Raw genomic sequence first — 25,678 nt, forward strand, 5'->3', positions numbered from 1 at the left:
GCGGCGCGCAACTCGGTCAATTGCGCAGGGGTTTGCCGGTTTCCAACAAATGTTGCAGCCTGGCTTGGGTGCTGCTTTGTCGGACCAAGGCATCGAAGGCGGCTAATTCCAAATCCAGAATGTCCTGCTCGCTCAGTTCTAAATTCATATCGGTATCGCCCCCGGTCAAGACGCGTGCCAAGCGGGTAGCGATTTCGACGTCGTAATCGCTGATGTTGCCGGCTTTACGCAGATTGCGGATTTGCATGTCCAAAGCCGCCGCGCCGCTGGCGCCCGGTAACCGGTAGCTGTAAGGGGTAGGCGCTTGATAGCTTGGCGCGCATTGCAACACCATAGCTTTTGCTTGTGCCAAAACCCTATCGCGGTTCATGACGATGCGGTCGTCGCGGCCGAGAAATAAGCGGCTTTGCGCTTCGGCGGCGGAACTACTGACTTTGGCCGTCGCGATCAGCTCGAAGGTTTGGGCAATGGCCGGCATCGGCCCACCCGGCCGTTTGTTGAATTGCAGCCAACGCCCCAGCAGCTCTTTACAGCCGCCCCAGCCGGGGACCAAGCCGACTCCTGCTTCCACTAGCCCCATGTAGGTTTCGGCGTGTGCGCATAGCGCATCGCAATGCAGCAGGATTTCGCAGCCGCCGCCCAAGGCTAGGCCGGACGGCGCGCCGACCACCGGAAACGGTGCGTATTTCAAGGCGCGAAAGCTGTTTTGTCCCAAACGGACGATATTGGCGATGGCTTCCCAATCGCCGGCCTGCAACGCCGGGGCGATCAAAGCCAGATTGGCGCCGGCGGAAAAGTAGTCGGTATCGCTGTATATCACCAGGCCGGCAAAGCTGCCGCGCAGGTCGGAAACCAATTGCGGCAGCAAGCCGAGCAGGTCGGGGGCCAGCGTGTTCATCTTGCTATGCAATTCCAAACAGGCTACCTCGTCGCCGATGTGCCATACGCTGGCCGAAGCGTTGCCCAGTAGCGGCCGGCTACCCCGTTTGATGTCGCTCAGCAATAGCGTGCCCGCCGGTCGGACGATAGGGCGATAATCGTAGCCGGGGCCGCGGCACTCGGCTTGATGCTTGCCGTAACGGTAGACAGGGGCGGCATTGTGCAGCCAGTCGGGAATTTCAAAGCCCTCGGCCGCCAGGCGCGCGACAAACCAATCGGCGCCCAAAAAATCCAGTAGCTCGAACGGCCCGTAGTGCCAGTTGTATCCGAGGCGCATGGCCGCGTCTATCGCCTCGGGGGTATCGGCAATTTCCGGAATCCGGCCGGCGGCATAGCAAAGCGTGTGCGCCCACACCTCCCAACTAAAGCGCCCTAACGCGTCGTCGGAACACAGAAATGCGCGTAATTCGGCTGCGGAGTGGCCGATTTTCAAGCGCACTTTTCGGACGTTGCGAAATTCGCCGCTGTTCAAATCGACGGCTTGCCGGTGTTTGCCGCCAGCGTCGTGGTGCAAGCGGTAAAATCCGCCTTGGCCTTTGCGACCGCTATAGCCGGCATCCAACAAGGCTTGCAAGCGGTAAGGCACCCGGCACAGCGGCGTCAACGCGTCGTCAGCCGGCAGCATGCGGCTGAAGCCGCCCAGGATTTTCGGCATCAAATCCAAACCGACCAGATCCAACAAGCCGAACACCCCGGTTTTCGGCACGCCGAACAACGCCATGGCCGCGTCGCAGTCTTCTATGGCAAGCAGGTGGCGTTCGGCGGCGCGGAAGGCGATCTGTAGCCAATAGGTGCCTATCCGGTTAGCGATAAAACCAGGGGTATCGTGGCAGCGAATACAGCCTTTACCCAAATCGGTCGCGGCAAATTCCTCGATGCGCCGCTGCAGGCCAATATCCAGCTCAGGATGGGGTACGCATTCCAGCAAACGCATGTAACGCGGCGGATTGAAAAAATGGCTGATCATGAAGCGGCGGCGAAATTCCGCCGAACTGTCCTGCATCAGCAGACTTAGCGGCAGGGTGGAGGTGTTGGACGAGATCAAGGTGTTGGGGCCGCAATGCGCGTGCAAGCGTCGGTAGAGTTCGCGTTTGACCTCCAGTTGCTCCACTATGGCTTCTATTACCCAATCGGCATCCTGTAAGCGGTGTAAATGATCGGCTAAATTGCCGGGACGAATGCGCTTGGCGTAGCCCGGCAGCATTAGGGGCTTGGGTTCGGCTTTCAACAGGCGGGCTATCGCTTGTTCGGCCAATGCGTCGCGCGGTCCTTGTTCGGCCGGGACGTCCAACAGGTCCACGTCGGTACCGGCATTGGCCAAATGCGCGGCTATCGCGCTGCCCATCACGCCGGCACCGATGACTGCCACCCGTTGTACTTTCATGACACGTTCTCCAGAACGGTCGCAATACCCTGGCCGCCGCCTATGCATTGCGTGGCCAGCGCATACCGTCCGCCGCTGCGTTGCAGCAAAGCGGCAGCCTTGCCGGTAATGCGCGCGCCGCTGGCCCCCAAGGGATGTCCCAGGGCGATGGCGCCGCCGTCCGGATTCAGTCTGTCGGCGGGGATAGGTAGTTCTTGCAACACGGCCAATACTTGGGCGGCGAAAGCCTCGTTCAACTCCACCACATCCATGTCTGCCAATTTCAGGCCGGCTCGTTGCAAAGCCTTACCGCTTGCCGCGACCGGACCCATGCCCATGATTTCCGGTTGGCAGGCGGATACCGCGGTCGCGACGATGCGGGCTAGTTTCGGCAGGTGGCGCCGGTCGGCGTAAGCTTCGCTGCACACCAATACTGCGGCGGCACCGTCGGTTAACGGCGACGAAGTGGCGGCGGTAATACTGCCTTGTTCCAGAAAGGCCGGGTTTAGCGCCGCCATGGCTTCCAGGTTCGATTCGGGCCGTGGGCAGCCGTCGTCGGCTACCACACGGCCGTTAGCCTGAACGGTGACGATTTCGTCGGCAAAACAACCCGCGCTTTGCGCTGCCGCGGCTTTCCGTTGGCTGTCGAGCGCGAAGCGTTCTTGCGCTGCGCGCGCGATGCCATAGCGAGTGGCCAAGATCTCGGCAGTTTCGCCCATGCTCATGAAGGCGCCGGGAAAATCGCGGTACAGGTCGGGATTGGGCAACGGGTTGAAACCGCCCATCGGTACCCGGCTCATCGATTCCACGCCGGCGCAGACGAAGGCTTCGCCGGCGCCGAGGGCTATGGCGCCGGCGGCCATGTGTATCGCTTGCATAGAGGAACCGCAAAAGCGGTTGACCGTGGTGCCTGCCACGCTCATCGGCAATCCGGCCAGATGCACCAACAAGCGGGCCATATTCATCCCTTGTTCGGCTTCCGGAAAGGCGCAGCCCAGAATTAGATCCTCGATGTCGTTAGGGTCGACGCCTGAGCGAGCCACCAAGGCTTTAACCACTTGCGCGGCCAGATCGTCCGGACGCAGCCCGGCTAATGCGCCTTTGTGTGCGGGTGTGAACGGGCTTCTAAGATAGGTACTGATTACGACCTTGTTCATGATAGATTCTCCTCATATTCCGGGGAGGCAAGTGCCGCCGAAGCGAGCTGGGAGTGCCGGCAGCGGCTTAGAAACTCGTCGATGCGGCTCCAGGTGTGATCCAAATTTTCCATCAGCGCGCCATGGCGTTCGGCACGGATGCTGAGTAGCTGTTTGTAGCGGGCGCCCAGGCGTTTGTAGACTATAGCGGAACTCACCGGATCCACCACCGGGTCCTGATTGGCGTGCAACAGCAACGTAGGGGCGCTTACCCCGGGCAGTGCCGCTTCCAGTTGTTGAATCAAGCGGCGCAGTTCGTAAAGCGCGCGCACCGGCACATTTTTATAGTTGATGTCGGGGTGTTCGCTGTCGTGTTGTAAAAACGGTTTTACCCCTTCGAAACTGGATAGCCATTTGACCAATTTGTTGGTGCCGTGCAATAGCGGCACCAACATGAAGCGGTTGTCTTCGAATTTGATCGGTACGGCTACCGCGACTATGCCTTGAACATCTATGTGTTGCCGGGCGGCAAAGGTCATGGCCAGCGCCGCACCGGTCGAAAAGCCGATCAGGAAAATTTTATCGCAGGAGTATTTGAGGATGTTGTAGCCGCGCTTGACGCTGTCCAGCCAGTCCTCGCAACTGAAATCGCGCAACGCGTAAGGGGAGGTACCGTGTCCCGGCAAGCGTATACCCAATACCGTATAGCCTTGCTCGGCCAAATAGTGGCCGTACTCGCGCAGTTCCGCCGGGCTGGCAATCAGCCCGTGCACCAACAAAATGCCGTACTCGTTGCTGTTGACCGGGCTGATGAAAAAGGGCGCCGGATCGGCGCATGCGGTTTCCTGTTGGTCCAGGCTGTCGAAATGCGCTTGGCTGTAGCACTGTACTTCGTGTTTCAAGGCAATCTGTTCGTCTTCGAACAGCCAGGCGGCCATTTGCTGTGCTTCCAGATCGTGGTATTGCGCGTCGGCTTGGGCTAGGGTGTCTCGAATCTTGCTGAGCGGCGCGACTTCGTTTTGATAAACCGCGATGGGGTTTTCCAAACGGACCCGGTCGAAATCGTGGTCTTCCAACAATTTGGGCAGAAAATGCAAATAACCTTCTTGTTCCAACAACAATCCGGAGGCTTGCGCCTGTTCGATGAACTGGTTGAAACGGGCGTTCTGGTTATGCAGCAAGTTGGCGTAATCGGCCGGCGACAGCAGACTGTCGTGCAGATAGATGTCCGGTTGGTTTTGCAAGTGTTTGATGGCGATGTACAACACCGTGTAAAAATGCCGTTTTTCGATGTGCGCCCGGCCTTCGCCGATGTAACGCATGATCAAGGTGGATGCCAAGTGGGCCAAGTTGACGGTTGCATTGCGGTATATCGCGACCATGTACCGGTCTCGAGAACAATTGGCGTTACGAATGAAATAGCGTCCCAACAGACGTTCTTTCCAATTGCGCGGCGACCGATGGAAATTGAACACCTGGTCGGCGTCTTGGATGGTAGGCACTACTCGGCCCATTAAACAATGCATGCGCCAATCCCACACACAACACGGGTCGATCAACTTGCCCAGGCGTATATCCATGTCCGTGTCCTTCAGCAAGATGTTGCCCTCGATCAGCAGTTCTTCCTGCTGGCGCAAGCTCATGTGGTGAGAGAACAGTTCCACGCTTTTGAATAGCAGGTTTTCGGAGTTGCGTATCGGGTAGAAAGTGATATTGGCCGGCACGATCAATGTCGGTTTTTGCGCCACCGCGCGCAATTCGTCCAAACTGTCCATCGCCAGCCACTGCCGCCAGCGTTCTTGCTCGGCTTGATCGTTGCGGGCAAACGCCTGTCTGATGACGGTTTTGATTGTTTCCACGCCTTGCGCCAATACCGCCGGGCCGGTGTGGTGCTTGCGGCGGTCGCCGGTCATGCGCGAATAAATGCTGTACCGCCCTTGTTTGTCGATCACCCGCCGGTCCTTGACCATGCCGCCTTCCGGAAAAATGACAACTTTGCGGCCCTTGAGGATTTGTCGGGCCAGCAGCGGAAACAGGCGGGGATGATCGTGCGGGTAGACGCCGACTCGTTTCAGATAACGCGCCAGTACAGTATCTTCGGCGAAAAATTCGCCGGAAGCGATGGCGCAGGTCAGCGCGCCGACGTGTTCGTGTATCAACAACTGTGGAATGAAGGTTTCGAAGCGGGAAAAGTGATTGAACAAAAAGATGTCGCCTTGCATCAGCGCACTTTCCTCGGCGTGTAGCCGTAGTTTAACCCCCAGCAAGTTAATGGCGGCGTTGATCAGTTTGACGGAATGGCCGTATAGCGCCTGATCGATGTCGGGCCAGTCACTTGGATATTGCATCCTGTTCATGTGCACCTCCGAGAGGGGGGCGATATGCCGGGGAAATCCCGGTCAATCGTCAGAGTAAGCGGTTGTGACGGTAAAACTTCCGGTTTTCGCCTTTAACCGTATGCGGGTTAGTCCGGTGTCGGTGCCAATTAGTTTCCCGAGTGAAATGCTGGGTTGAATTTGTTGATGGGGTTCACAGTGTCTGCAGCGTCCTTGTCAGGACTGAGCAAAAAGGTGCCGGCTACGGCGTCTGCAGGAATGCGGTCAACGCGTCTAAAAACGCTCTCGTCTTGGTTGGCATCAGCCGGCGACCGGGAAAAACCGCCCAAACCTCTACGCTTGGCCACTGCCAATCCGGTAGAAGCCGCTGCAACTCGCCCAGCGTCACCGCGTCTTGCGCATAGTTTTGCGGGGCTGCCACAATGCCTCGGCCCAGGCGGGCCAGTTTGACCAACACTTCCGGCGAATTGGCCGACAGCGCCGCCGGCGGCAAACCTTGCCAGGTGTCGCCGTTGCGCGTCAGCTGCCACGGGCCGGGTTCGCGGTTAGCCGGTATCAGCTGCAATACAGTGTGTTCCAACAATTGCGCCGGATTGTCGGGCGTACCGCGGCGTTCGAGATAACTCGGCGCCGCGTAAAGGCCGAAAGCCTGCCGATACAACAATTTAGCCGCCAGCGCGCCATCGTCCGGCAAAGAGCCGACTCGCACTGCCAAATCGTAACCCTCTGCCAATAAATCCACGCGTCGCGGTGAGAGATCCAGTTCGAGTTTCACCTCCGGATAACGTTCGCCAAACTGCGCCAATAGCGGAATTAAGGTCAATTGCGTCAAATCGCCGGGCAACGAAATTTTAAGCCGGCCGGATGGGGTGATTTGCCGGTGGGCTGCCCAGGCGGCCGCGGCGCTGGTTTCCTCGTCGATTTGTCGGCCGTGTTGCAACAACCTGAGTCCCAATTCGGTTAGCGCCAATTTACGGGTGGTGCGCAGTAGCAAACGTTCGCCCAGACGTTGCTCCAACAAGGCGATGCGCCGCGATAGCGAGGATTTAGGCCAGCCCAGCATCGAGGCAGCTTTGGAAAAGCTGCCGCAATCGGCCACCTTGGCGAACAACCATAAATCGTTGGGTTGCACATGGATCAATTGTTGCTCTGGCGGAACATTGTTATTCATTTTGCCCTCTTATCAGCGAGTTTGTTCCGAATTATAGTTAATTCACACTATTACTTGTCGGAGACGACTATGAACATCTTGCAAATCAATGCCAGTATCAATGGCGAGCGTAGCCATTCCAGCCGCTTATCCGATTTACTGGTCGACAAATTGCGGCGAGTAAACGCCGGCAGCTCGTTAACCCGCCGCGATCTGGTGCAGACGCCGGCTCCGGTATTGGACTCGACGGCCTTACAAGCCTTGTTTACTCCGGATGGGCAGCGAGACGCGGCGCAGCGCGATACCGTCGCGGGATTCGACCGGCTGATCGACGAAATCCAGCGGGCAGACCGAATCGTATTGGGCGTACCTATGTACAACTTCGGCATTCCGGTTCAGCTCAAAGCCTGGCTGGACGCCGTTGCGAGGGCCGGCGTAACTTTTCGCTATACCGCGGACGGCCCGCAAGGCCTGCTGAACGGCAAAAAGGTGTATTCGGCGCTAGCGTTCGGCGGTCGGCATAAAGATACGCCTAACGATTTGGTAACCCCGTATTTGCAAACCATGCTGGGTTTTTTAGGTCTTACCGACTTGACTTTTGTTTACGCGGAAGGCCTTGCCATGGGAGAAGAAAGCCTGAATGCGGCCTTACGCGACGCGCAGGCAGAGATAGCGGCCTTGGCGCTGTAAATTCATGTTCCGGGAGAAATTTATGCACGTTGAACACTTGACGCCGGTTCTAAACTCCAGAACCGTAGAACAATTGGTAGTGGGGCAGGCTACTGCCGACGGCGCCGGGGTCAAACTGACCCGGATGTTCGGACAAGGTCTGCATAAGCGGCTGGATCCGTTTCTGATGTTGGATGCGTTCGGTAGCGATCGGCCGGGCGATTATATTGCCGGTTTTCCGGAACATCCGCATCGCGGTTTCGAAACCCTGACTTATTTGCTGAACGGTCGCATGCGGCATAGCGACAACGCCGGGCACAGCGGTTTGCTAAAAAGCGGCGGCATTCAGTGGATGACGGCCGGACGCGGCATTGTGCATTCGGAAATGCCGGAGCAGCAAGACGGTGTGTTGGAAGGGGTACAATTGTGGATCAATCTGCCGGCTGCCGCCAAAATGCAAGCGCCGGGCTACCGCGACGTGCAAAGCGAAGAGATTCCCGAACTGGAATGGCCTGGCGGCGGCAAACTGAGAATCATCGCCGGCACCAGTCACGGTCAAGCGGGCGCGGTGCAAAAACCGCTGACCGAACCCTTGATTTTGGACCTGCATTTGCCGGCGGGCGGCGAATTTTCGCAACCCTTAGCAGCAGACCGCAACGCCTTCGTTTACGTTTACCGCGGCGAAATGCTGATTGCGGAACGCAAAATTGCCGCGCAACAGTTGGCGATTTTGGCCAATCGACCAGATTCAGACGGAGTGATGCTGAAAGCCGTTACCGGCGGCAGAGCGCTCCTGTTTGCCGGCCGGCCGCTGCGCGAACCCATCGTACAGCACGGCCCGTTCGTGATGAACACTGCCGAAGAAATAGAAACAGCGTTTGCCGATTATCGGGCCGGACGCTTGTGAGAAAACCGTGGGCGTAATGCACCAATGCTGCTGAAACGGTAATGCCGAGGAGATCACAAGCCTTGAACCAGTTTTTAGCGCGATACTTCGCATAATGTATATTATGTCAAATTGCGTATTACAGGAAAATTTTTCCGAATGGCATAAATGTTGTTCATTTAGATGGTTTTGAAACAAGGAGTCAAAACCATGACGTATGTTTTTGTTGATGACAAGAGTTCATTTAAACAATGGCGACAATGGGCCGGATACACCATTGACGATTGCGTCAAGGTGTTCCAAGTTAACAAGAGAACGGTTTCAAATTGGGAAAAAGGCATCATTCAGCCGCCACGAGCGGTTTTCATTTGCCTACAGCTATTCAGTGGTCGATTAGACTTTTTAGGGAAACACTGGAGCGGATTTCGATTGGCGCAAGACGGTTGCATCACATCACCAGACGGTGATCACGTGTGGTGGTATGAAATCAAAAGCATTCAATACCTATACATATCCGCCAAAAAAGACCGAGCAGAAACACTCCGCATACTAGAAAGGCAAAATAACTGCAGTACCGTGAGCGCACACACTACCCGCAATGTCATAACATTTTCTTCGAAGTCGTGCTCTTCAAAGTCGTGACCGCTGCACTGCGTTTGCGTGTTCCGCGCCGGTTACAGTCTCCCGCGGTGTATTGAGTGTGGCCAGCGGCGCTACTTTTCCCGGCACGGTAGCCAGCGCCATACCAAGTCATTTGCGGGTTCAGAATAGCAAAACAGACCAGGCAAGTTATCGCCGGCGGTCATTAGTGGGTGGCAAGCGGGGCGAAGGGTGTTCTGACGCAACCGCCCTGCTAAAGCTGGGCGGTCGCTAGAAATGTGATCATCCGGCGATTAGCTGTAAATGTCCGAGCGATGACCAACGGCCACCACCAGAATTTTGAGCTTACTGTCTTCGATAATGTAAATAACACGGTAATCGCCGACTCTAATACGGTAAAGATCGATAGGCGATTGTAGTTTCTTTACGCCCGATGGCCGGGGATTTTCAGCAAGGTTATCAATAGCAACAAGCAGTCGGCGGCAAACATCTAGCGGTAAGCGGGAAAGGGATTTTTCTGCCGATGGCTTATAGGCAATGCTATAGGCCATATTTTGCTTTCAGTTCTTGATGGGATACTTCGCCCTCTTCTTTCAAAGCAAGTTCAGCGGCTTTCACGTCCAGAGCGTCTTCCAGGTATTCAGAAAGCAGGTTGTCCAGGAAAGCTGGGACATTTAAGCCGGCTAGCCTTGCGGCTTCCATTAGCCGGCTTTCGATGGGTGCGGGTAGTTCGATCATAAGCCACCTTTTTGGGTTTGGATGGATTTATGGTAACAGGTTTATGGTAACGCGTTACCCCGCCGGCAAACAACAAACAAGACGACCAGAGCCACCATAAGCCAAATCCAGCGAGACAGATTGGTCAGGCGTAAAGTACAAATACAATTTATCCAAACGATACCCATCGCCCGGAGAGCCATACTGGATCACATCAACAGTCACGCCATTAAAAGCACTACAATCCAGCTCATCGGGCAAATAGTACCTATCCCCATAAACAAAATAACTGCGCTTGGTGTTCACGTCAAAATGCAATTTGCGCTTATGAACCCGCCAACCTTGAGCACAGAACCTGCCATTGGATTTTCGTAACGCGTTACCATTATTTAAAAATTCAGTCGCTCTAAGCTCAGCCTCAAGTCGAGAAACTTTCTTGCGCTCCGCTATCAGCTCATCAGACACATCGGAAAGCTTGCGATGAGCAGCATTGGCAGAAAGCAACTTTGACTGTAAGCCTTGGACTTCGAACTGCAAACGCCGAATCCGATTTGCCATAGCCTTGTAAGTATCATCAGAGGAAACGGCAATTTCAGTAACGTTACGTTTATTGTCGTCTGCCGGTTTAGCCAGATCAACCGAATTAGCAAGACTTTTGCGCTGACGATACGCGCGTTGAATTTCCGCGCGGCTCTTGGCTTGCCCGGTAGATGGGCGTCCCACGGGGCGCTTAGAGGCAAATAAATCAATTGTTTGTTTGTCGGCGTGGTCGATCATGGCGGTAACCCGGTTACTCAAAAGTTGAATTATAGTAACGCGTTACCATAATTAAGTCAAGAGTTTTGGTAACGCGTTACTTAAATTAATGCGCTCTCGGTAACGTTATTCAAGACCAAACACATTCTAACGCCGGCGGCGTGCTCGGAGCTGTGCTAGCCGCCGGCGGGTATCGATTCCCTTTGCCCAAATTTCATCCTGTCGAAAACCCGCTTACGGCAAGCGCCGGTAGCATAACGCTTGCGACCCGATACCGGTCGACCGCACGCACAGGCGCACTGCTTCACATCTTTTTGCCGATTGGAAACGGCCCGCGCCAAGGCCAACGCCATGCCGTAAGGCACGCCGTTACCGATGGCTCTTGTCAATGCGCCACGCGTAAAGGCCGGTATGTCAAAGCCCGGCGGCAAGCCTTGTAATTCTGCGATTTCCGACAATGGCCGATCATCGTTGGCTAAGACGGTAGGGTTACTCGCTGGCTGCTTTTTACGATCAATGAGTAACGTCGATCCGTCGCGCGATCCGAATTGAATATGACGCAAACGGCGTTGTTGCATGCCGAAATCAGAGGCGTTAAGGTCAAGGCGTTGCCACCGGTAGCCGTCGATTCGTATATCAGGCACCCCCGGCACGTTTTCAGCCAACCACCATGCCGGTTGCGCTTGAATGACGATCCGGCGGAAATGATCCAACATTTCGACGCCCTCACCGCTTGGCCGATCCCGTCGGGCTTTGGAAAAATCCTGACAAGGCGGACCGCCAATAACACCATCAAACCGGCCTGACGGGACGTTAAAGCGGCGTATGTCGCCGCCATAGATCAAATCAGGACCGCGAACGACGCAAAACCCGGAATCTTCAAAACCGCGATCTAGCAACCCGATACCGGGAAATAAAGATAGAACCAGCATAACGTTACCCCGCCGGCATGAACACGATCCGGATAGTAACGGGAACGGCGTTACTTGTCGAGGTCGTTTCGTACCTAGTCGGTAACGTTATTCAAGACCGAACACATAAGGTTGCTCTTCGGACTTGGGAACACTGGAGACTGCGACGGGATGAACGACGCGTTGCGGCGGTTCCGAGCCGCTGTAGCTGGCTTTAGCGGTGCCGGTATAACTGGCGACGATTTCACCATCAACTTCGCATTCACGCTCATAGCCGACCCATTTGCACCAGGTATCGGTTATCTTGCGGATACGACCGACTGAGTTGACCAGGACAAACAACGTATGCCCCCTACCGCCGTAATTTTCCAGCGTGCCGGCTAGTCGCCATTCGGCACTATAAGGCCGTGTATCGGGTTTCGGTGTACTCGCTGGCTGTGCGGTCGGTACACTGGTGGCTTGCTGTATTTGCTGGTTTGCGCTTTCTTTTTTGGTGGTGGCTTTTTTAACGTTTTCGCCGGTTTTGATAAATGACCAGATGGTTACGGCGACCGCCAAGCCGGCGATGATGGCCCCGGCTTTGAACGCGAACGAGCCAAACACAGTGCTTTTTACGATGCGGGTTTCGTTGACCGCCCCACCTTGGGCGTGCATATGGGTTTTGTAGTATTGCCACACGTCGGACTTGTATTTAACGTTTTCAGACCGGATAACCGCGTTCTTCGGCGGCTTACCGTCGCTGGTGATCGATGCGCCGCGCTTGCAATACCAACGAATACACGCATCTTCGCGGCCTAAATCCAGGTGCTTAACGCTGATTATGGTCGTTTCTATCAGGTCGCGGATTGGTTTAGCCAAGTCGGCCACGTCTTGGGTAATTAATACAATATCCATCGACCGCCCGTTTTGGTCGCTGTGGTGGCGATGTTCTTTAAACACCGCTAGTTCATCGACCGCGATGTTCTTGGCTTGCTTGCCTTGCGGCCATTTGCGCCAACATTCGTCTATGGCCAGTAAGCAGCCCGCCGGGAGGTTGCTTAACTTGAAGTCGAATTGCTCGAAGTCGATAAACTGGATAGTTGCGGCCGGAAATTGGCCGGCTATCACGTCCATTTGTAGAGGTAGATTGGTCACGATTGGCCGCCCTTCCCTTAGCGCTGGCAATAGGAATAGTTCGGTGGCGGTGTACGATTTGCCTCCACCCGGTAATCCGGTTATGCCTGTTATACCTGCCATGGATCCGCCTTGCGGGTGATGTTTAAAAGCCTCCGCGCTGCGCTTGGCCCTGCGGGGTTGAGTTCGGGATTTTGCATGCGGCCTGCGGCGAACCCCTAAGAGCTTCTAAAATTCCGCTTTAAAGCGGAATTCAAGAATCTCTAAGGGTACTGCCTGAGTCCGCGTGCAAAATCCCGATTGTTTCGATTCGAGCGTTAACCAACGACCGGTAGACGACGAATCGCAAATCGAATTAAATACGCCAGCCCCAACGCGGCGACGGCTTGCGGGACTTGGAACAGTTCCAGGAAATAGCCTAGCGCCCCGGTGTAGTTGGTGTTGACTTTTCCCAGGTAGGTCGAGATTCCTGAACCGTCAATGACACCTTCAACAATGGTCATCAAGGCGGAAAACAGCAAAAACAGCAGGTTTTTGATAATCGAAAGCATGGCTTCAAACAAGCCGGCAATCACCCCGGCAAAATATTCCGCGCCGTAGGTGATCCATTCAATGAGCTTTGCGAAGAAGTCGGAAACGATTTGACCCATGTTAGGCGCTCCAAATAATCAACAAGAACGCTATCGCGATCAAAATGTTAAAGATGGTGGCAATCGCGCCGCGATTGTTCTCGATCAAATCGCAATGACCGGTTACGTTGTGGTTGCCGTAACCTTGGTCTGATAAATCGGCGATTAAGGCAGGGCATTCGCCAGATGCGCCCATGCTTAAGGCATACTTGGTTTTGAACGCTGTGATTCTGTCGCTTATGGTTTCCGCAGGGCCGTTGGTGCAGTCGCCACCGCAGGCGGTTGATAACGCGTCTTTTATGGTGGCTTTGCCGTCGGCTACTCCGTCTCCCGGGGATTGGCCGGAGAAGTTACCCCACTCTATCGGTTGTTGTTCGGTGCCGTTGTCTGTGTCGGTATCGGTTCCGCCGTCACCTACCGGATCGCCGGAGCCATTAACGACGTTATTCACCACGTTGTTGTTAATCACGTTATTCGTCACGTTGTTAACGGTGGTTGTCGTTACCGTAGTGTTTTCGGTGATGTTAATAACTTTGTTTGCATCCGCTTTCTGGAACTCGATAGTCTTTTCTGTCGTTTCCGTAGTGGTGGTTGGATCACCGGTTGCAGGATCAGTACCGTTAGCGTGCTTGACTGTCCGGTCGCCGCGGATAGAATCGGGCAGGGGATCATCGGCTATAGTGTCTTCAGATTCGGGTTCTATATCGTGCTCTAATAAATGTTCCAGTAGCGGGACCGCTTTAGCCGGATCTTGCGAGAGCTTTTGTTGCGCATCTTGCGCTATTTCATCAGACGGGATAGGCTCCCACTGATTAGGGCCTACACACTGATTTACATCACTTGAATAGGTATACCCATCCGGACAGTGCGGATTCGATTTACACGTATGAGACGCTGAATCCCAATGATAACCGGGAAAATCAGAGCAATCTTCAATTAGCATGGTAGTCGTAAACCAATAGGTTACACTGCCACGAAAATACCCTTTAAATGCATATCTTGTAGACAAGCTTGGAGATACGACCAGCTCAGTAATATTGCAATCCGTCGTGTTATATGCCGCTTGACAATCGCAAGTTGCCGCCGCTGCCGCTTCAGATATTGAATCATAGTAACGCTTACCACCACATTGCTGACGAGGAGGATACTGTACGTCAACATAAGAATCTGGCGTTTTCTCATCGACTGTTTGGGGCTTCGTGTCACCAGGGACTTCTTCGGCCGGAAGTTGAGTTTCCGGGTCTAAAGCATATGAAATACCAAGAATAGCAAGAGTTGCAGCCGAAACAGCCGGATTCATGCGACCCGCTACGCCGACTGCTTTTGAAAGATTGGCGGGAGTTATGGCGCGGCTCACGTTGGCTGTTACGGTTTTTCCGGCGACGCTAATCGGATTGGTGGCTTTACTGATTGCGCCACCGACATAATCGGGCACGTTTTGCAACAACGTCGCTAGCCCCGGTTTCGCCACGATACCCGAAGGGGTGCGGACTAGAATAGAACGCCCGCTTTTCCATATAACTGCGACCGCATGCGCGGACATGGATTGACCCAGCAGCAACAAGACAAGAACGATTCTAATCATAACTTGAAGATATAGAACGGCAGGTATAGACCGACGACGAACGCCGCGAAATAATAGAAATGTTCCATGGCCTCACCCGGTTAAGGTGTACCGCCCCGGAGGGCGGCACGGTTGAGATTAACGCCAGCCCAGGCGGCGAGCGATCATTGATCCGCCTTTCAGGAAAATTCCAACGGTAATCATGCCGGCGAACACGGTGGCCATCGCGGTGCTAATCGCCGACAGATCGACGGACGCGGTTAACGCCGCAAGACCCGTTTCGCCTTCAGCAAAGGCCGGAGCGGCTAACAATGATGTAAAGACCGCTGCCAAGGTCACTAAAGTAGATTTTTTCATGGTTTTTTACCTGTAATTTGTTGATAAATAAGACGCCCGCCCCAGGCAAACACCAGGACAGGCAACGAGATGGAAAACCCCGCCCCCATACACTCAGCAAACGTCAACGGATCGATTTGGGCGAAGTCGAACGGCAAAGGCTGTTCAACCGCTTGCCAGGGCTGCGAGCATTGCAACGCGCCATTGACATCGACCGTTATGGTTTCCGGGCAGACGGGGACGAGGTTTGGCATTAGGGATTACTCCGCTAATTCGATCAGGAAATGGCCTTTGTTGTTCGGATCGAAACCCGTGAAACTGGCCTTGGTCCTAGTTCTGTGTCTACGCCAATAGCGATTAGCCTTGCGGCGTAGGTGGTTGAGTTCTTGCCGTGTCGGTCGGTGCGCTTGCATATCGGCGGCCTTACTTAACCGGTTCGGCTTGGCCGTTTTTGTCTAACGGCGTGACCATGGTTACCATTTCGGTATAAGCGCCCTTGCCTATCGCGACGGTTTCGGTTTGTACCTCGCAGACGACCGGACCGGAAAAATTGATTTTCTGCATTTTTTCTAACAGTTGCGGTTCGCCGCGCATTTCGATTCCGGCAAAGCCGCGCTGATTGTCGCTAGACTTGAGTTTGGCGACGCAGTAGATCGTGACGTAATCGTAGGCTTGGCCGTTGAAGTCGCCTTTACTGTGCTTATAGCCCATTACCCGCATTTGCATGGTATATCTCCCCTTGGTGGTGATTTAAAAACGGAATCCTAATGTCGGTTTCCAAGTGAATTTGTTCGGTGTGCAAGCATTCGCTTTCGTCGCAGCCGGTTTGGTAACCCAGGACTTTTTCTAAAGACTTGGGTAGTTCCTCCTTACCGTGCGTGAGTTTTTGCAGAGCGGTTTCTGGCCCATAGAACTCAACCAAGGCCCAGATGTAACGCCCGAATTGGTGGCGCGTGACTTCCAGCGCCTTAATCAAGGTGCTTTCGGCTTGCCGTTTGTAGGTTTTAACGCGCTCTTGGACCTGGTGGAATCGCGCAAGGGCCGGATATGCGCCGGCAAGGTATTGACCCGGACGCAGCAAGGCATCGAAGGGAATGATGCGGTCGTCGTTTTTTAATTCCAGCTCTACCCGTACCCAGTTGGGATACTTTTCGTGGAAGCCCTTTGCCAGTTGAAGCCCTTTTTCGTAGATGCGAAGCAGCTTGCCGCTTTGACGATTGCCGATGTACAACGTGCGGCCTTTGCCGTTTGGGTTAATCCAGTTGCCCGCCTGTTCGATGTTGGGTTGCCGGGAACGATTAGAAAACAGGCCGGCGTGGTACATGGCGAGATAATCATCTAGCGACGTGTCGCTATTAAAGTTGTCGGCGGCTAGGTCAATCCGGGTCAGTTTGGCACCCGGTATGCGTTGCAACAAGTCGTATAGACGTTGTTCCCAGCCTTCACGCGCGGCCATTAAGCCTTGGCCTTTGACAGTGACGCTTATCGAATCACGCTGGCCGCCGATGCAGACGAATCCCCAACCGTTTTCGCCCAAGTCGTAGGCGTGCTTGTAAAAGTTAAGGCCATTTTCCCGTTGATGCGTGACGCCGAAGCCGAACACATCGAACAGTTGCGCGGATAGTGCCATCACATAATCGTGATCGGTCAGCGCAACATGACCGGTGTGAAGGTCTAACGGAAAGGCGCAGCTTTTGAATGTGAAATTAACCCAGTCAACGAAGGAATGGCGACCGTTAAACGCTTTATCGGGACGCGGCACACGTACAAATACGACCTTTGCGCCTTTGCCTACCGCCTCAACTTTTAAGAGTTCTTTAGCTTCAATACTGGGAAGGCGATCACTAGAGGCGGAGCTATCGGTTCCCCCCCTGTTAGTAATAGGGGGGAGGCTTGCGCCGCCCGCGCCCACTTCGCTCCGCTCGATGTGCGCGCGCAGCGAAGCCTTAGTCCTGAATTTTTTCGGGGTGATCGAGGCGCTACGCGCGGCATTGGCCGCGTAATCTTTAACCCGTTCCGCCATGGTCAGTTTGCGCGGCGGTTTGATTTTGTCGCGTAGACGCTTGGGTAAGGCGTCGAAAAGCTCTTGTGCTTGCTCCGGAGTTAGCACGTGGTCGGTATTAACGGCCATCAGCCCCCCTTTCAATCGCGATTACAGTATCGACTTCGGGATTCCACCAGATCAGGCGCAGGACTTCGTTATAGACTTCAGCCCAGTCTTCGAAATCCATTAGGGTTGCACTGGCATCATAGGTTCTTAAGCAGAACTCGGAAAAGTCGGAGGGTTTGAGGTTGTTGGGTTTATTGGCCATGGCTGCACCTAAAACGGTAGGTCGTTGGCAGGATCGATGAAAATGAAGCGCGCGCCGTTACAGCAACGGCAATAGGTCACTTCGCCGAGGTCGATAAATACCCAACCGCGGCCCAGGCAGGCGGGGCATTGGATTTTAGTCATGGTTGCCCCCTTGCCCTACTTCGGCGGCACTATGGGCAAGGGAGCGGGCACCACCGCCGAAAGAGTTAACGCCGTCAAAGCGTTATCGTGAATAGCCAATAGTTTGATTTCCGCTGTCTGAATGTGGACCGTAAAGCGTCCTATCGGAATTAATAAGTTCATGCCTTCCAGCTTTCCAAGCTGCAAGCTGTATTCCCGCTCTAACTTTTCTACGGAATCCGTTTCCGAAGCGTAACGGCTAAAGCTATTAACGACGTAATCGATGACGTCTTTTATGTGGCGTTCGCTTATGTTCATTGGGTGCCCTCAATGCTAAAAAAACGATGTCAATATGACAACGTTGTAAATAATAAATCATTGCAAGCAAATAATGTCAAGCGTAATGTTGTCGCTATTAAAACAGGAGGATTTATGGGATTACTAGACCGTGAGTGGTATCACAATGCAGTGAAGGAAAGAGACTCAAAAAATCAACAGAATCTGAATAACCGAGTCCTAGACCACATGGACCTAAGTGCTTACGAAAAACCAATGAAAAGAAAAAAAACGTCTTTTATTGGCTTGTTATTGCAATTAATACCTTACGTCACAACCATCATTTTAATAGCAATATCTTTAGAAACGGCCTTAAAACCATGAAATCAATTACAGAATACTTAGATGACTTAAAAGAAAAAACCGGTAGCGATTACGCAAGTGCAGCCCTGTTAGGGTGCGACAGATCGGTTATATCAAACATCAGAAAAAGAGGAGCAATCGCCGAAGAAAATGCCATCAAGATTGCCGACGCTCTTGGAGTAGATAGAGCCGAATTACTTATAGCGACCGCGATTGCACGAAGCCACGGCCCAGTACGCGAAGCTTGGGAAAAAATTTCTCAAAAGAAAGGAATGATCGCTAGCTTAGTAATTGTATTTCAAACATTTAATACTCTAACGAGCAAGATAGGCGACGTATTCTGTATATTATGTTAAATAATATCGAGATATTTCACTAACGCCTTTCGCAAAATTGAGCATTCTGCTGAACAGAAACTTACGGTTACAACAAAATGCAAAAAGGCGGCAGTATTTCTAGCTCAAGGTAAATTTAGCGACTAGCTGATGCAAACGTTCGCATACCTCGGTCAATGACGATGCACTGACCAGATTCGATTCCGAAGCTTGCGTAGTTTGTTTGGACAAAGTTGCCGTGCGTTCGAAGTTGTGCGCCAAACTGTGAATCACCTCGGATTGGCGCACCGTCGCTTCGCCTATTTGTCCACTCTGCATGTAAATTTTATCCATGCTTTCCTGAATATTTTTGAATATTTCTCCGACCATTTGCATTGAATAAGCCGTTTTATTCGCCGATTGCTGCTGGTTCCCCATCAAAATCACCGTAGCATTGGTAGCTTTACCCAGTTGATGGACTAAAGCCTGAATTTGCTGAGCTGATGCTGCAGTATTTGCCGCCAGATTTCTTACTTCTTCCGCCACTACAGCAAAACCTCTACCATGCTCTCCGGCACGTGCGGCCTCGATAGCCGCATTTAAAGCGAGTAGATTGGTCTGTTCTGCAAAGGTTTGTATCATGTTCAACACCGTTTCGATCGCCTTTGCGTCGCCCTGCAATTGTGCGAGCGACTCGGCGCTGCTATGAATAACGGCCGCCAAATCGTCCATTTGCTTTTGGGTCATTTGAATACTTTCCACTCCTTTGCTGATCAGCGATTGAGCGGTATTCGTCCCTTGTTGAGCTTTGTTGGCGTTTTCGGCCACGCAGCAGAAGGATTTGGCTAAATCGTCCATCTGCCAAGCGGCCATTTCCGTCGCTTGCTGTTGATCGGCTATCACGCTCTTTAAATTGAGTGCCACGTGTTCCAAGCTGCCGCCGAAAGTGCGGATCGCAGCGGATTCGACGTCAATTTGTCGAATCATTAAATTCAAATAGGCGTAAAGTTTGGCCAACGAGTCTTCCAATAGCAGAATTTCCCGGATTCGGCTTCCTTTAGCCTGAAAAGTCGTTCTTAAGTCCCCGTCGGCCAAGTGAGTTAAATAAGCGGTCATACGGCTTATAACCCCAGCCAAATGCCGAATACCCCATAACGCGGCGCAACACATTCCAAAGATAACCGCTGTACAAACGAACATCGTGCTGTATAACACGCGCTGTACGTCTTGATAGTGTGTGTTTATGTCTTGCTCCAAATCGGCAACAACCCCTTTGAAATCTTGCATTGCTTGCCCGATGTTGGTTTGAATCCGGCTTTTTTTCTCAACCAAAGCCTTGGCATTGTCCAGATCTTTTGCATAACGTTGCGCTAACGACCGAATTTCGGCTATCGGTTCGGAGCGCAATGCGTCCGAATCGCTATCAGAATGTTCGGTATCGCTATTCGACGTATCGGCCGTTTGCGCGATCTTTAGTGAGGGTAACTGAGTCAACTGCATGATCAAATCGTTTAGGCCGTTGACCTGATTCAACAAGCGGTCGTCAGGCGCAGTAGCACCCGAGATAAAAAAGCGTTGGCGCAATCGCCCCAAAGCTTGCAAGTCGGTTTGTGCCTGACCAATGACTAACCAATAACGTTTTTGCACATCCAACATGCTTGAGTCGGCTTTTTCCACATAACGCAATAATGCACGCAATTGCGCCGCCAACTGTTGTTCGTTATTGATGAGCAACAGCTGGGGTTCGGCCAATTTGCCGACCGCGCGTAATTCCGGTAAAGCGATGTCGACAAACCGGGTCAATGATTCTACCAAGCGATTTTTTACCGTGTCAGGCAAAGCGTCGCGGCCGAGAAATTCGGTCTTCAACGCATCGATGTTTCGTTCCAAATCGGTTAAAACCGTAGCGTCACCGCTATATAGATAGGCATAAACCTGTTGATTGATGTCATTGTAAATCCGACTTTTCTGTTGGCCGAAAAACTCGACTGTCTCGAATGCCGTATTCAATTGATTCAGTGACCAAACTACCGCCGAACCGAAACTTGTTAAAACCACCAGCAGCAGCAATGTGACTATTTTGGAGATTTGACTGATTTTCATTGGGAGCGTAAGCCGCAAGAGTACGGGAGCCCGCCAATTTATTGCCGATAGATGACAAAAATATGACAACGACGCTTTACGCCTTAAATTTGAGACGTAGCGACAAATTTATGTTTTTTCGTAAAAGCGATTAAGGACTGTTGAAACGAATATAACGCCTAAGCGGCGAACCGCTAGTCCAGAGAAACGATTCCGTGTAGTAATGCATCAAAGCCAGATAACCTATGAGGCCGATTGATATCGCCTTATGCCATTCTGTGGCGAACAAGGTTTGTGCGATTGCGTTAATCCAACTGTCGCCGTAGGCCTGCAAGATAAAAGTTAACAAGAACGACAACAAGGGCAATACCAACCACGCCGGCAATTTCATGCTTTTTGCCAGACGGTGCAAGTCGTTATCCGGACGGCTACCGTGTCGGTTGATGTCGTGGTTGATATAAAAGCTGTAAGCGGTAATGTCGTGCACCAATCTCGGCATTAAAATCGCGAAAAAATAGTAGCCTAGGCTATAAACCAAACAGCTTGCGACCACCAACAAGCAATTTGCCCATAAAAACGCCAAGCCCAACTGGCTAGAGACATAACGCTGACAAAACCAAGTGCTACAAAGAGATGCCGCGCAGAAAATCCAAGCGAGATCCGCACACCATTGGGCTTGTTCCGACGTCAGGCTGTTTTTCAGAAAAACGCCGAAATAAATGGCTATGCCGGCGGCTATGCCCAGCCAAAGTTGCAGGTAGAACGCATGATTGGGTAACCGGCATACCGCTTTGGCGACACCGTGCTGTTGCTTGAGTACGTGATATACGGTCCAACAAGCGCTAAATAAATACAAGGTATGATGCGATAGCCATAAACTGCCGAGACCGAATACCAACACGATTAGACAAGTGATCCCGATCAATTTGCCGCGGTAGCGCTGGCGATACTCTTTATGGCTAAACAGTAATAGATTACTGGCGAGAATATGCGGGGTTCCGAACAATATCTGGAACAACAGGTAATGCCCGGGGCTGCTAGGTAACGTATCGAGTAACTCTCGGTTAAACAGCCAACTGTCCAGACCTATCGTCAACAAACAGAGCGGAACTATAGCGTATAAACCCAGTAGAAATCGAAACGAAATATAAGCCCCGTCCCGTTCGGACGAAGCGGAGAAAACGTAGCTTGGGGTAGACATATTCCACCTTTATTGCGTTTGTGATCTGAACTAAATATCTAAATCCGATTTACCTTTCAAAGGCTTACTTATTACCATAACGCATTTTACGGCGGTCTTCAAGCGTTACAATAAAGCCTTTTTCAACTGGTCGATACGATGGTTATGGAGAATTTTCAGCTAGCCGCTCAATTGCAGACAGACAGTATCGAGATCGGCGATTTTCCGCTTTGCCGAGTGCTGCTCATCAACGACAGTCAATTTCCTTGGTGCGTGCTGGTACCCAGACGGGAGGACGTTAGGGAAATTTACCAATTGGCGGAGGTGGACAGGCAACAACTGATGACCGAGTCCTGCATGCTGGCAGAGACCCTAAACCATTTATTCGAACCCGATAAAATCAACATCGCCGCGATCGGCAATTTAGTACCGCAACTGCATATCCATCATGTGGCGCGATACCGCGGCGATAAGGCCTGGCCGGCACCGATCTGGGGTAAGTTCCCTCCCCTGCCCTACAGCGCTGCGCAAAGTTCGGCCAGAGTCATGCAATTACAGACCGCTTTGCGGCACGCTTTACTCACGATGTGAATGGCAAGATGCGTGCTGTTCCGGCCGACATTCGGCGCCGTTGCAGGTGTTCACTTCGATAGTGAGATGATCGAGATGGACGAAGCTGCGCAGCAGATTTTTGTAATACGTGGGTGACTTCGGCGCCTGCGTCACCAGCATGATGATGGCCGCATGGTGCGACGGACTGATCCGCCATACGTGAATGTCGCTAACGATGCACTCGCCATCGTCTTCCAACGTTGACTGAATGGCCTGCAAGTAGTGCTCGTCTATGCCGTGATCCAACAGCAACGGGCTGGTTTCCTTAATCAATCCCCAAGCCCATACCAAGATGACGCCGGCCCCGACAAACCCCATGGCGGCGTCCAACCAGGTCCAACCGTAATATTTGCCGGCCAACAAGGCGACTATCGCTAGTATCGAGGTTAAAGCGTCCGCCAATACATGCAAATACGCTGCTTTCAGGTTATGGTCGTGGTGGTGATGGTGCTCGTGTTTGTCGGAATGGGCGTGATGATGGCTATGATGATCGTGCGCGTGTCCGTGATCACTCAGTAATAAAGCGCTTAGTAGGTTGATGCCTAAACCGATAGCCGCGACCAAAATGGCTTCGTCGAACAAAATCCGCTCCGGCACGATCAAGCGTTCCGCCGATTCGGCAATCATCATCAAAGCGACTACGGCAAGCGCCACCGAACTGGCAAAGCCGCCTAAGACGCTGACTTTCGCCGAACTAAAAGCAAAGGTCCGGTCGCCTTCGTGTATCCGGCTGTATCGATAGGCAAAAATAGCAATCATGAATGCCAGCACATGCGTAGCCATATGCCATCCATCCGCGAGTAACGCCATGGAATGAAAGTTGAGCCCGGCCACGATCTCCACTAACATCGTCGCAAATGTCAGTAACAACACCCATTGGGTACGCGTTTCGCTCTTGCGGTTAATGCGGGAAAAGTCGTGACTATGTTGCCAATTGCTGATTTGGTGTTCGTGCATAAAGCTCCTTTACCGAACAAAGTAAACCGGATTTCGATTTTAACCCATGCATGCAGTTCCTTAGTTGACGGCTGCACTCGGCCGCTGCAATCTCAGAGGAACCACCGTAAAATAGCCCGCTAGTTTCAATCAAGAGGAAGGAATTTGCAAAATTTCACCCCGCTTTCCGCATTTTTAGGCGGTTCGTTAATTGGTTTAAGTGCTGTTCTGTTGTTATGGTGCAACGGCCGTATCGCCGGAGTCAGCAGCATAATGAATGGTTTATTTCAGCCCGACCCGGCAAATTACTATTGGCGCGCGTGTTTTTTGCTCGGCTTATTGGCGGGAAGTGCCGCTTGGTTTCAATTGACCGATGCGCAACTCCCCATTCGGCAAAATGCTTCATCGGCCTTGATCGCAGCCGGCGGCTTTCTGGTTGGTCTCGGCACCCGCATCGGCAGCGGTTGCACCAGTGGACATGGCATCTGCGGCATCGCCTTATTGTCGGTTCGTTCTATTCTTGCCACCCTAACTTTTATGCTGACCGGCATATTAAGCGTTTATTTAGTGCGTCACGTGCTGGGAGTTTTAGCATGAAAGCGTTGTTTGCCTTCCTGGCCGGATTGCTGTTCGGTGTCGGGTTGGCCCTTTCCGAGATGGTCAATCCGCAGAAAGTGTTGGCATTTTTAGATGTAAGCGGTAATTGGGACCCCAGTTTGGCTTTAGTCATGGCGGGCGCCTTAGCCGTAGCTGTTACGGGTTTCCGTTGGGTGCTCAGACAACATAAACCGATTTTTGCCAGCCGCTTTCATTTGACCGACAAAACCGGTCCGGACCGGCGCTTACTGATGGGAGCGGCATTATTCGGCGTAGGCTGGGGCTTAACCGGCTACTGCCCCGGCCCGGCTTTTGCCGGCATCGGTTTGGGCAATACCGATGCGATTGTCATGGTGCTCGGTATTTACGCCGGTTTTGGAGTGGCAAACTTTTTAGGCCGTAAACCTTGACCGCTAAAGACGCCGTTTATACCGTTTCGGAACTCAATCGGGAAGCCAAGCGTTTGCTGGCGCAGCATTTTTTAACCGTTTCCGTTCAGGGCGAAATCTCCAATTTCAGTGTTCCGGCATCGGGTCACTGGTATTTCAGTTTGAAAGACGCGCAGGCACAAGTTCGTTGCGCCATGTTTCGCGGCCAACAAAACCGTTTCACCCCTATGCCGCGAAACGGCGACTTAGTGGTCGTCAACGCTCAAGTGAGTTTATACGAGCCGCGCGGCGACTATCAATTAGTGGTGGAACAGCTCGAACCAGCCGGCGACGGCGCGTTGCGGCTGGCATTTGAAAAATTAAAAGCCAAACTTTACGCGGAAGGGTTGTTCGACGAAACCCGCAAACAAACTTTACCGTTAATTCCGCGTACCATAGGTATCGTCACCTCGCCTAGCGGTGCGGCCATACACGATATACTCACCGTACTAAAGCGCCGCTTCCCCGCCGTACCCGTGATAGTTTACCCGGCCGCCGTCCAGGGCGACGCTGCGAAAGGCGAGATTTGCCGCGCCTTACAACTGGCCAACCAACGCATGGAAGCCGACGTATTGATCGTCGCGCGCGGCGGCGGCAGTTTGGAGGACCTTTGGGCTTTTAACGAAGAAAGCGTGGCCCGCGCTATAGCCGCCAGCAAAATACCGGTGATCGCCGGTATCGGCCACGAAGTGGACTTTACCATCGCTGATTTAGTGGCCGACCTTAGGGCAGCCACGCCGTCGGCCGCCGCCGAACACGCAGTTCCGCATCAACAAGAATGGCTGAGCGGCTTTCAATATATGGAACAACAGCTTGCACAGCGTTGGCAACGCAAACTGCAGCAATTAATCCTGCAGTTATCTTGGCTGAATAAGGCGCTGAAAATACAACACCCGGGAGAAAAACTACAGCGCAACGCGCAACGCTTGGACGAATTGGAGCAACGTCTGACCTTGACCATGCAAAATTGCACAAGCTATCGAAGCCGGCAATTTGCATTGACGCGGCTAGCCTTTTACCGGCAACAACCGACGCGGCACCTCTTATTCTTAAACCAACAACTGCAAAACATCGAAAGGCGTTTGCAGCAGCGCGTGGCATTTAAATTGACTACTTTGACACAAATACTAGGCGGAACCAGCCAAACCTTAAACGCTGTCAGTCCTTTGGCGACCTTGGAGCGAGGCTACGCCATCGTCAGAAATGCCCGGGATAAGATCGTTAAGTCCGCCGGCGAATTAGCGGAAAGCGATTTGATTACCACCCGTTTTGCCAATGGCAGCGTGGTTAGCGAAGTCAAAAAAATTCAACGCTGATCGCGCAGTTAGCGGCGTTATCGCTCAAAAGAAAA

The 25,678-nt window shown here is 52.8% G+C and carries 29 protein-coding genes; 8 read left to right on the forward strand and 21 right to left on the reverse strand.

The genetic code is table 11. The annotated features are described in order from the left end of the window. Positions 1–16: 16 nt before the first annotated feature. From AB0A83_RS10255 to AB0A83_RS10270, 4 genes are all read right to left on the reverse strand, one after another. The gene (locus AB0A83_RS10255) at positions 17–2,323 is read right to left on the reverse strand and encodes a 3-hydroxyacyl-CoA dehydrogenase/enoyl-CoA hydratase family protein (RefSeq protein WP_150048193.1); all 2,307 of its coding nucleotides are present in this window, start codon (positions 2,321–2,323) and stop codon (positions 17–19) included. Next, positions 2,320–3,459, reverse strand: coding sequence for a thiolase family protein (locus AB0A83_RS10260; protein WP_150048194.1), 1,140 nt, complete (start codon positions 3,457–3,459; stop codon positions 2,320–2,322). The genes AB0A83_RS10255 and AB0A83_RS10260 overlap by 4 nt, the downstream gene beginning before the upstream one ends. Then, on the reverse strand, positions 3,456–5,795 hold the full coding sequence (locus AB0A83_RS10265; protein ID WP_150048195.1) for an alpha/beta fold hydrolase: 2,340 nt from the start codon (positions 5,793–5,795) through the stop codon (positions 3,456–3,458). The genes AB0A83_RS10260 and AB0A83_RS10265 overlap by 4 nt, the downstream gene beginning before the upstream one ends. A gap of 220 nt (positions 5,796–6,015) precedes the next feature. Then, a complete protein-coding gene (locus AB0A83_RS10270; protein ID WP_232056618.1) occupies positions 6,016–6,945 on the reverse strand; it encodes a LysR family transcriptional regulator in 930 nt (309 codons plus the stop codon). A 69-nt stretch (positions 6,946–7,014) separates the two neighbouring features. On the opposite strand from AB0A83_RS10270, the gene AB0A83_RS10275 reads away from it, so the two are divergent. Both AB0A83_RS10275 and AB0A83_RS10280 read left to right on the forward strand, forming a co-directional pair. Further along, entirely contained in the window at positions 7,015–7,614 is a 600-nt protein-coding gene (locus AB0A83_RS10275) for an FMN-dependent NADH-azoreductase (protein ID WP_367154034.1), read from the forward strand. A gap of 22 nt (positions 7,615–7,636) precedes the next feature. After that, positions 7,637–8,500 (forward strand): pirin family protein, encoded by an 864-nt coding sequence (locus AB0A83_RS10280; RefSeq protein ID WP_150048197.1) that lies wholly within the window; start codon positions 7,637–7,639, stop codon positions 8,498–8,500. Positions 8,501–9,372: 872 nt separating this feature from the next. Here the strand turns inward: AB0A83_RS10280 and AB0A83_RS10285 are convergent. The 14 genes from AB0A83_RS10285 to AB0A83_RS10350 all read right to left on the reverse strand — a co-directional run bounded on the left by AB0A83_RS10285 (position 9,373) and on the right by AB0A83_RS10350 (position 17,857). Continuing rightward, positions 9,373–9,630, reverse strand: coding sequence for a type II toxin-antitoxin system RelE/ParE family toxin (locus AB0A83_RS10285; protein WP_367154036.1), 258 nt, complete (start codon positions 9,628–9,630; stop codon positions 9,373–9,375). After that, a complete protein-coding gene (locus tag AB0A83_RS10290) occupies positions 9,620–9,817 on the reverse strand; it encodes a hypothetical protein (protein WP_367154038.1) in 198 nt (65 codons plus the stop codon). The genes AB0A83_RS10285 and AB0A83_RS10290 overlap by 11 nt, the downstream gene beginning before the upstream one ends. Before the next feature lie 54 nt (positions 9,818–9,871). After that, complete coding sequence (locus AB0A83_RS10295; protein ID WP_367154039.1) at positions 9,872–10,573, reverse strand: hypothetical protein; 702 nt, start codon at positions 10,571–10,573, stop codon at positions 9,872–9,874. 155 nt (positions 10,574–10,728) lie between these two features. Further along, on the reverse strand, positions 10,729–11,484 hold the full coding sequence (locus AB0A83_RS10300; protein ID WP_367154040.1) for a DNA cytosine methyltransferase: 756 nt from the start codon (positions 11,482–11,484) through the stop codon (positions 10,729–10,731). A gap of 87 nt (positions 11,485–11,571) precedes the next feature. Next, positions 11,572–12,699 (reverse strand): zonular occludens toxin domain-containing protein, encoded by a 1,128-nt coding sequence (locus tag AB0A83_RS10305; protein ID WP_367154041.1) that lies wholly within the window; start codon positions 12,697–12,699, stop codon positions 11,572–11,574. A gap of 194 nt (positions 12,700–12,893) precedes the next feature. Beyond that, the gene (locus tag AB0A83_RS10310; protein WP_367154043.1) at positions 12,894–13,226 is read right to left on the reverse strand and encodes a hypothetical protein; all 333 of its coding nucleotides are present in this window, start codon (positions 13,224–13,226) and stop codon (positions 12,894–12,896) included. Between the two features lies 1 nt (position 13,227). Next, on the reverse strand, positions 13,228–14,790 hold the full coding sequence (locus tag AB0A83_RS10315; protein WP_367154044.1) for a hypothetical protein: 1,563 nt from the start codon (positions 14,788–14,790) through the stop codon (positions 13,228–13,230). 117 nt (positions 14,791–14,907) lie between these two features. Further along, the gene (locus tag AB0A83_RS10320; RefSeq protein ID WP_367154045.1) at positions 14,908–15,126 is read right to left on the reverse strand and encodes a hypothetical protein; all 219 of its coding nucleotides are present in this window, start codon (positions 15,124–15,126) and stop codon (positions 14,908–14,910) included. Then, complete coding sequence (locus AB0A83_RS10325) at positions 15,123–15,359, reverse strand: hypothetical protein (protein WP_367154046.1); 237 nt, start codon at positions 15,357–15,359, stop codon at positions 15,123–15,125. The genes AB0A83_RS10320 and AB0A83_RS10325 overlap by 4 nt, the downstream gene beginning before the upstream one ends. Positions 15,360–15,528: 169 nt before the next feature. Further along, positions 15,529–15,831 (reverse strand): hypothetical protein, encoded by a 303-nt coding sequence (locus AB0A83_RS10330; protein WP_367154048.1) that lies wholly within the window; start codon positions 15,829–15,831, stop codon positions 15,529–15,531. Beyond that, complete coding sequence (locus AB0A83_RS10335) at positions 15,806–17,236, reverse strand: replication initiation factor domain-containing protein (RefSeq protein ID WP_367154049.1); 1,431 nt, start codon at positions 17,234–17,236, stop codon at positions 15,806–15,808. The genes AB0A83_RS10330 and AB0A83_RS10335 overlap by 26 nt, the downstream gene beginning before the upstream one ends. Next, on the reverse strand, positions 17,226–17,417 hold the full coding sequence (locus AB0A83_RS10340; protein ID WP_367154050.1) for a hypothetical protein: 192 nt from the start codon (positions 17,415–17,417) through the stop codon (positions 17,226–17,228). The genes AB0A83_RS10335 and AB0A83_RS10340 overlap by 11 nt, the downstream gene beginning before the upstream one ends. 8 nt (positions 17,418–17,425) lie before the next feature. Next, positions 17,426–17,560, reverse strand: coding sequence for a hypothetical protein (locus tag AB0A83_RS10345; RefSeq protein ID WP_367154051.1), 135 nt, complete (start codon positions 17,558–17,560; stop codon positions 17,426–17,428). 15 nt (positions 17,561–17,575) lie between these two features. Continuing rightward, positions 17,576–17,857, reverse strand: a complete 282-nt coding sequence (locus tag AB0A83_RS10350; RefSeq protein WP_367154052.1) for a hypothetical protein — start codon at positions 17,855–17,857, stop codon at positions 17,576–17,578. Between the two features lie 12 nt (positions 17,858–17,869). On the opposite strand from AB0A83_RS10350, the gene AB0A83_RS10355 reads away from it, so the two are divergent. Further along, a complete protein-coding gene (locus tag AB0A83_RS10355; RefSeq protein ID WP_367154053.1) occupies positions 17,870–18,199 on the forward strand; it encodes a hypothetical protein in 330 nt (109 codons plus the stop codon). After that, positions 18,196–18,534: a hypothetical protein gene (locus AB0A83_RS10360; RefSeq protein ID WP_367154054.1), complete on the forward strand. Its 339-nt coding sequence runs from the start codon at positions 18,196–18,198 to the stop codon at positions 18,532–18,534. Before AB0A83_RS10355 ends, AB0A83_RS10360 begins: the two co-directional genes overlap by 4 nt. A 99-nt stretch (positions 18,535–18,633) precedes the next feature. Here AB0A83_RS10360 and AB0A83_RS10365 read toward each other — a convergent pair whose 3' ends face one another. Continuing rightward, positions 18,634–20,595, reverse strand: a complete 1,962-nt coding sequence (locus AB0A83_RS10365; protein WP_367154056.1) for a methyl-accepting chemotaxis protein — start codon at positions 20,593–20,595, stop codon at positions 18,634–18,636. Between the two features lie 130 nt (positions 20,596–20,725). Then, on the reverse strand, positions 20,726–21,775 hold the full coding sequence (locus AB0A83_RS10370; RefSeq protein WP_367154057.1) for a hypothetical protein: 1,050 nt from the start codon (positions 21,773–21,775) through the stop codon (positions 20,726–20,728). A 144-nt stretch (positions 21,776–21,919) separates the two neighbouring features. On the opposite strand from AB0A83_RS10370, the gene AB0A83_RS10375 reads away from it, so the two are divergent. Then, a complete protein-coding gene (locus AB0A83_RS10375; protein WP_150048200.1) occupies positions 21,920–22,345 on the forward strand; it encodes an HIT domain-containing protein in 426 nt (141 codons plus the stop codon). Here AB0A83_RS10375 and dmeF read toward each other — a convergent pair. Continuing rightward, positions 22,331–23,323 carry a CDF family Co(II)/Ni(II) efflux transporter DmeF gene (gene dmeF, locus AB0A83_RS10380; RefSeq protein ID WP_150048201.1) on the reverse strand — a complete coding sequence of 331 codons (993 nt, stop codon included), beginning with the start codon at positions 23,321–23,323 and terminating at the stop codon, positions 22,331–22,333. The genes AB0A83_RS10375 and dmeF overlap by 15 nt on opposite strands. 144 nt (positions 23,324–23,467) lie before the next feature. On the opposite strand from dmeF, the gene AB0A83_RS10385 reads away from it, so the two are divergent. Genes AB0A83_RS10385 through xseA form a run of 3 tightly spaced genes read left to right on the forward strand, consistent with a single transcriptional unit; the run spans position 23,468 to position 25,643 of the window. Beyond that, complete coding sequence (locus tag AB0A83_RS10385; protein WP_150048202.1) at positions 23,468–23,899, forward strand: YeeE/YedE family protein; 432 nt, start codon at positions 23,468–23,470, stop codon at positions 23,897–23,899. Further along, positions 23,896–24,309, forward strand: a complete 414-nt coding sequence (locus AB0A83_RS10390; protein WP_150048203.1) for a DUF6691 family protein — start codon at positions 23,896–23,898, stop codon at positions 24,307–24,309. Before AB0A83_RS10385 ends, AB0A83_RS10390 begins: the two co-directional genes overlap by 4 nt. Further along, complete coding sequence (gene xseA, locus AB0A83_RS10395) at positions 24,306–25,643, forward strand: exodeoxyribonuclease VII large subunit (protein WP_367154059.1); 1,338 nt, start codon at positions 24,306–24,308, stop codon at positions 25,641–25,643. Before AB0A83_RS10390 ends, xseA begins: the two co-directional genes overlap by 4 nt. Positions 25,644–25,678: the final 35 nt, after the last annotated feature.

The organism is Methylomonas sp. HYX-M1 (assembly GCF_040741385.1).
In the GTDB taxonomy this organism is placed as follows: domain Bacteria; phylum Pseudomonadota; class Gammaproteobacteria; order Methylococcales; family Methylomonadaceae; genus Methylomonas; species Methylomonas rhizoryzae.

Coding starts and splice junctions, on each gene's coding strand:
- AB0A83_RS10260 (WP_150048194.1), bottom strand. CDS start 3,459: ATGAACAAGGTCGTAATCAGTACCTATCTTAGAAGCCCGTTCACACCC.
- AB0A83_RS10305 (WP_367154041.1), bottom strand. CDS start 12,699: ATGGCAGGTATAACAGGCATAACCGGATTACCGGGTGGAGGCAAATCG.
- AB0A83_RS10375 (WP_150048200.1), top strand. CDS start 21,920: ATGGAGAATTTTCAGCTAGCCGCTCAATTGCAGACAGACAGTATCGAG.
- AB0A83_RS10265 (WP_150048195.1), bottom strand. CDS start 5,795: ATGAACAGGATGCAATATCCAAGTGACTGGCCCGACATCGATCAGGCG.
- AB0A83_RS10270 (WP_232056618.1), bottom strand. CDS start 6,945: ATGAATAACAATGTTCCGCCAGAGCAACAATTGATCCATGTGCAACCC.
- AB0A83_RS10365 (WP_367154056.1), bottom strand. CDS start 20,595: ATGAAAATCAGTCAAATCTCCAAAATAGTCACATTGCTGCTGCTGGTG.
- AB0A83_RS10255 (WP_150048193.1), bottom strand. CDS start 2,323: ATGAAAGTACAACGGGTGGCAGTCATCGGTGCCGGCGTGATGGGCAGC.
- AB0A83_RS10275 (WP_367154034.1), top strand. CDS start 7,015: ATGAACATCTTGCAAATCAATGCCAGTATCAATGGCGAGCGTAGCCAT.
- AB0A83_RS10325 (WP_367154046.1), bottom strand. CDS start 15,359: ATGCCAAACCTCGTCCCCGTCTGCCCGGAAACCATAACGGTCGATGTC.
- AB0A83_RS10340 (WP_367154050.1), bottom strand. CDS start 17,417: ATGGCCAATAAACCCAACAACCTCAAACCCTCCGACTTTTCCGAGTTC.
- AB0A83_RS10280 (WP_150048197.1), top strand. CDS start 7,637: ATGCACGTTGAACACTTGACGCCGGTTCTAAACTCCAGAACCGTAGAA.
- AB0A83_RS10355 (WP_367154053.1), top strand. CDS start 17,870: ATGCTAAAAAAACGATGTCAATATGACAACGTTGTAAATAATAAATCA.
- AB0A83_RS10360 (WP_367154054.1), top strand. CDS start 18,196: ATGAAATCAATTACAGAATACTTAGATGACTTAAAAGAAAAAACCGGT.
- AB0A83_RS10320 (WP_367154045.1), bottom strand. CDS start 15,126: ATGAAAAAATCTACTTTAGTGACCTTGGCAGCGGTCTTTACATCATTG.
- AB0A83_RS10285 (WP_367154036.1), bottom strand. CDS start 9,630: ATGGCCTATAGCATTGCCTATAAGCCATCGGCAGAAAAATCCCTTTCC.
- AB0A83_RS10315 (WP_367154044.1), bottom strand. CDS start 14,790: ATGATTAGAATCGTTCTTGTCTTGTTGCTGCTGGGTCAATCCATGTCC.
- AB0A83_RS10370 (WP_367154057.1), bottom strand. CDS start 21,775: ATGTCTACCCCAAGCTACGTTTTCTCCGCTTCGTCCGAACGGGACGGG.
- dmeF (WP_150048201.1), bottom strand. CDS start 23,323: ATGCACGAACACCAAATCAGCAATTGGCAACATAGTCACGACTTTTCC.
- AB0A83_RS10290 (WP_367154038.1), bottom strand. CDS start 9,817: ATGATCGAACTACCCGCACCCATCGAAAGCCGGCTAATGGAAGCCGCA.
- AB0A83_RS10390 (WP_150048203.1), top strand. CDS start 23,896: ATGAAAGCGTTGTTTGCCTTCCTGGCCGGATTGCTGTTCGGTGTCGGG.
- AB0A83_RS10350 (WP_367154052.1), bottom strand. CDS start 17,857: ATGAACATAAGCGAACGCCACATAAAAGACGTCATCGATTACGTCGTT.
- AB0A83_RS10345 (WP_367154051.1), bottom strand. CDS start 17,560: ATGACTAAAATCCAATGCCCCGCCTGCCTGGGCCGCGGTTGGGTATTT.
- AB0A83_RS10295 (WP_367154039.1), bottom strand. CDS start 10,573: ATGATCGACCACGCCGACAAACAAACAATTGATTTATTTGCCTCTAAG.
- AB0A83_RS10330 (WP_367154048.1), bottom strand. CDS start 15,831: ATGCAAATGCGGGTAATGGGCTATAAGCACAGTAAAGGCGACTTCAAC.
- AB0A83_RS10300 (WP_367154040.1), bottom strand. CDS start 11,484: ATGCTGGTTCTATCTTTATTTCCCGGTATCGGGTTGCTAGATCGCGGT.
- AB0A83_RS10310 (WP_367154043.1), bottom strand. CDS start 13,226: ATGGGTCAAATCGTTTCCGACTTCTTCGCAAAGCTCATTGAATGGATC.
- AB0A83_RS10335 (WP_367154049.1), bottom strand. CDS start 17,236: ATGGCCGTTAATACCGACCACGTGCTAACTCCGGAGCAAGCACAAGAG.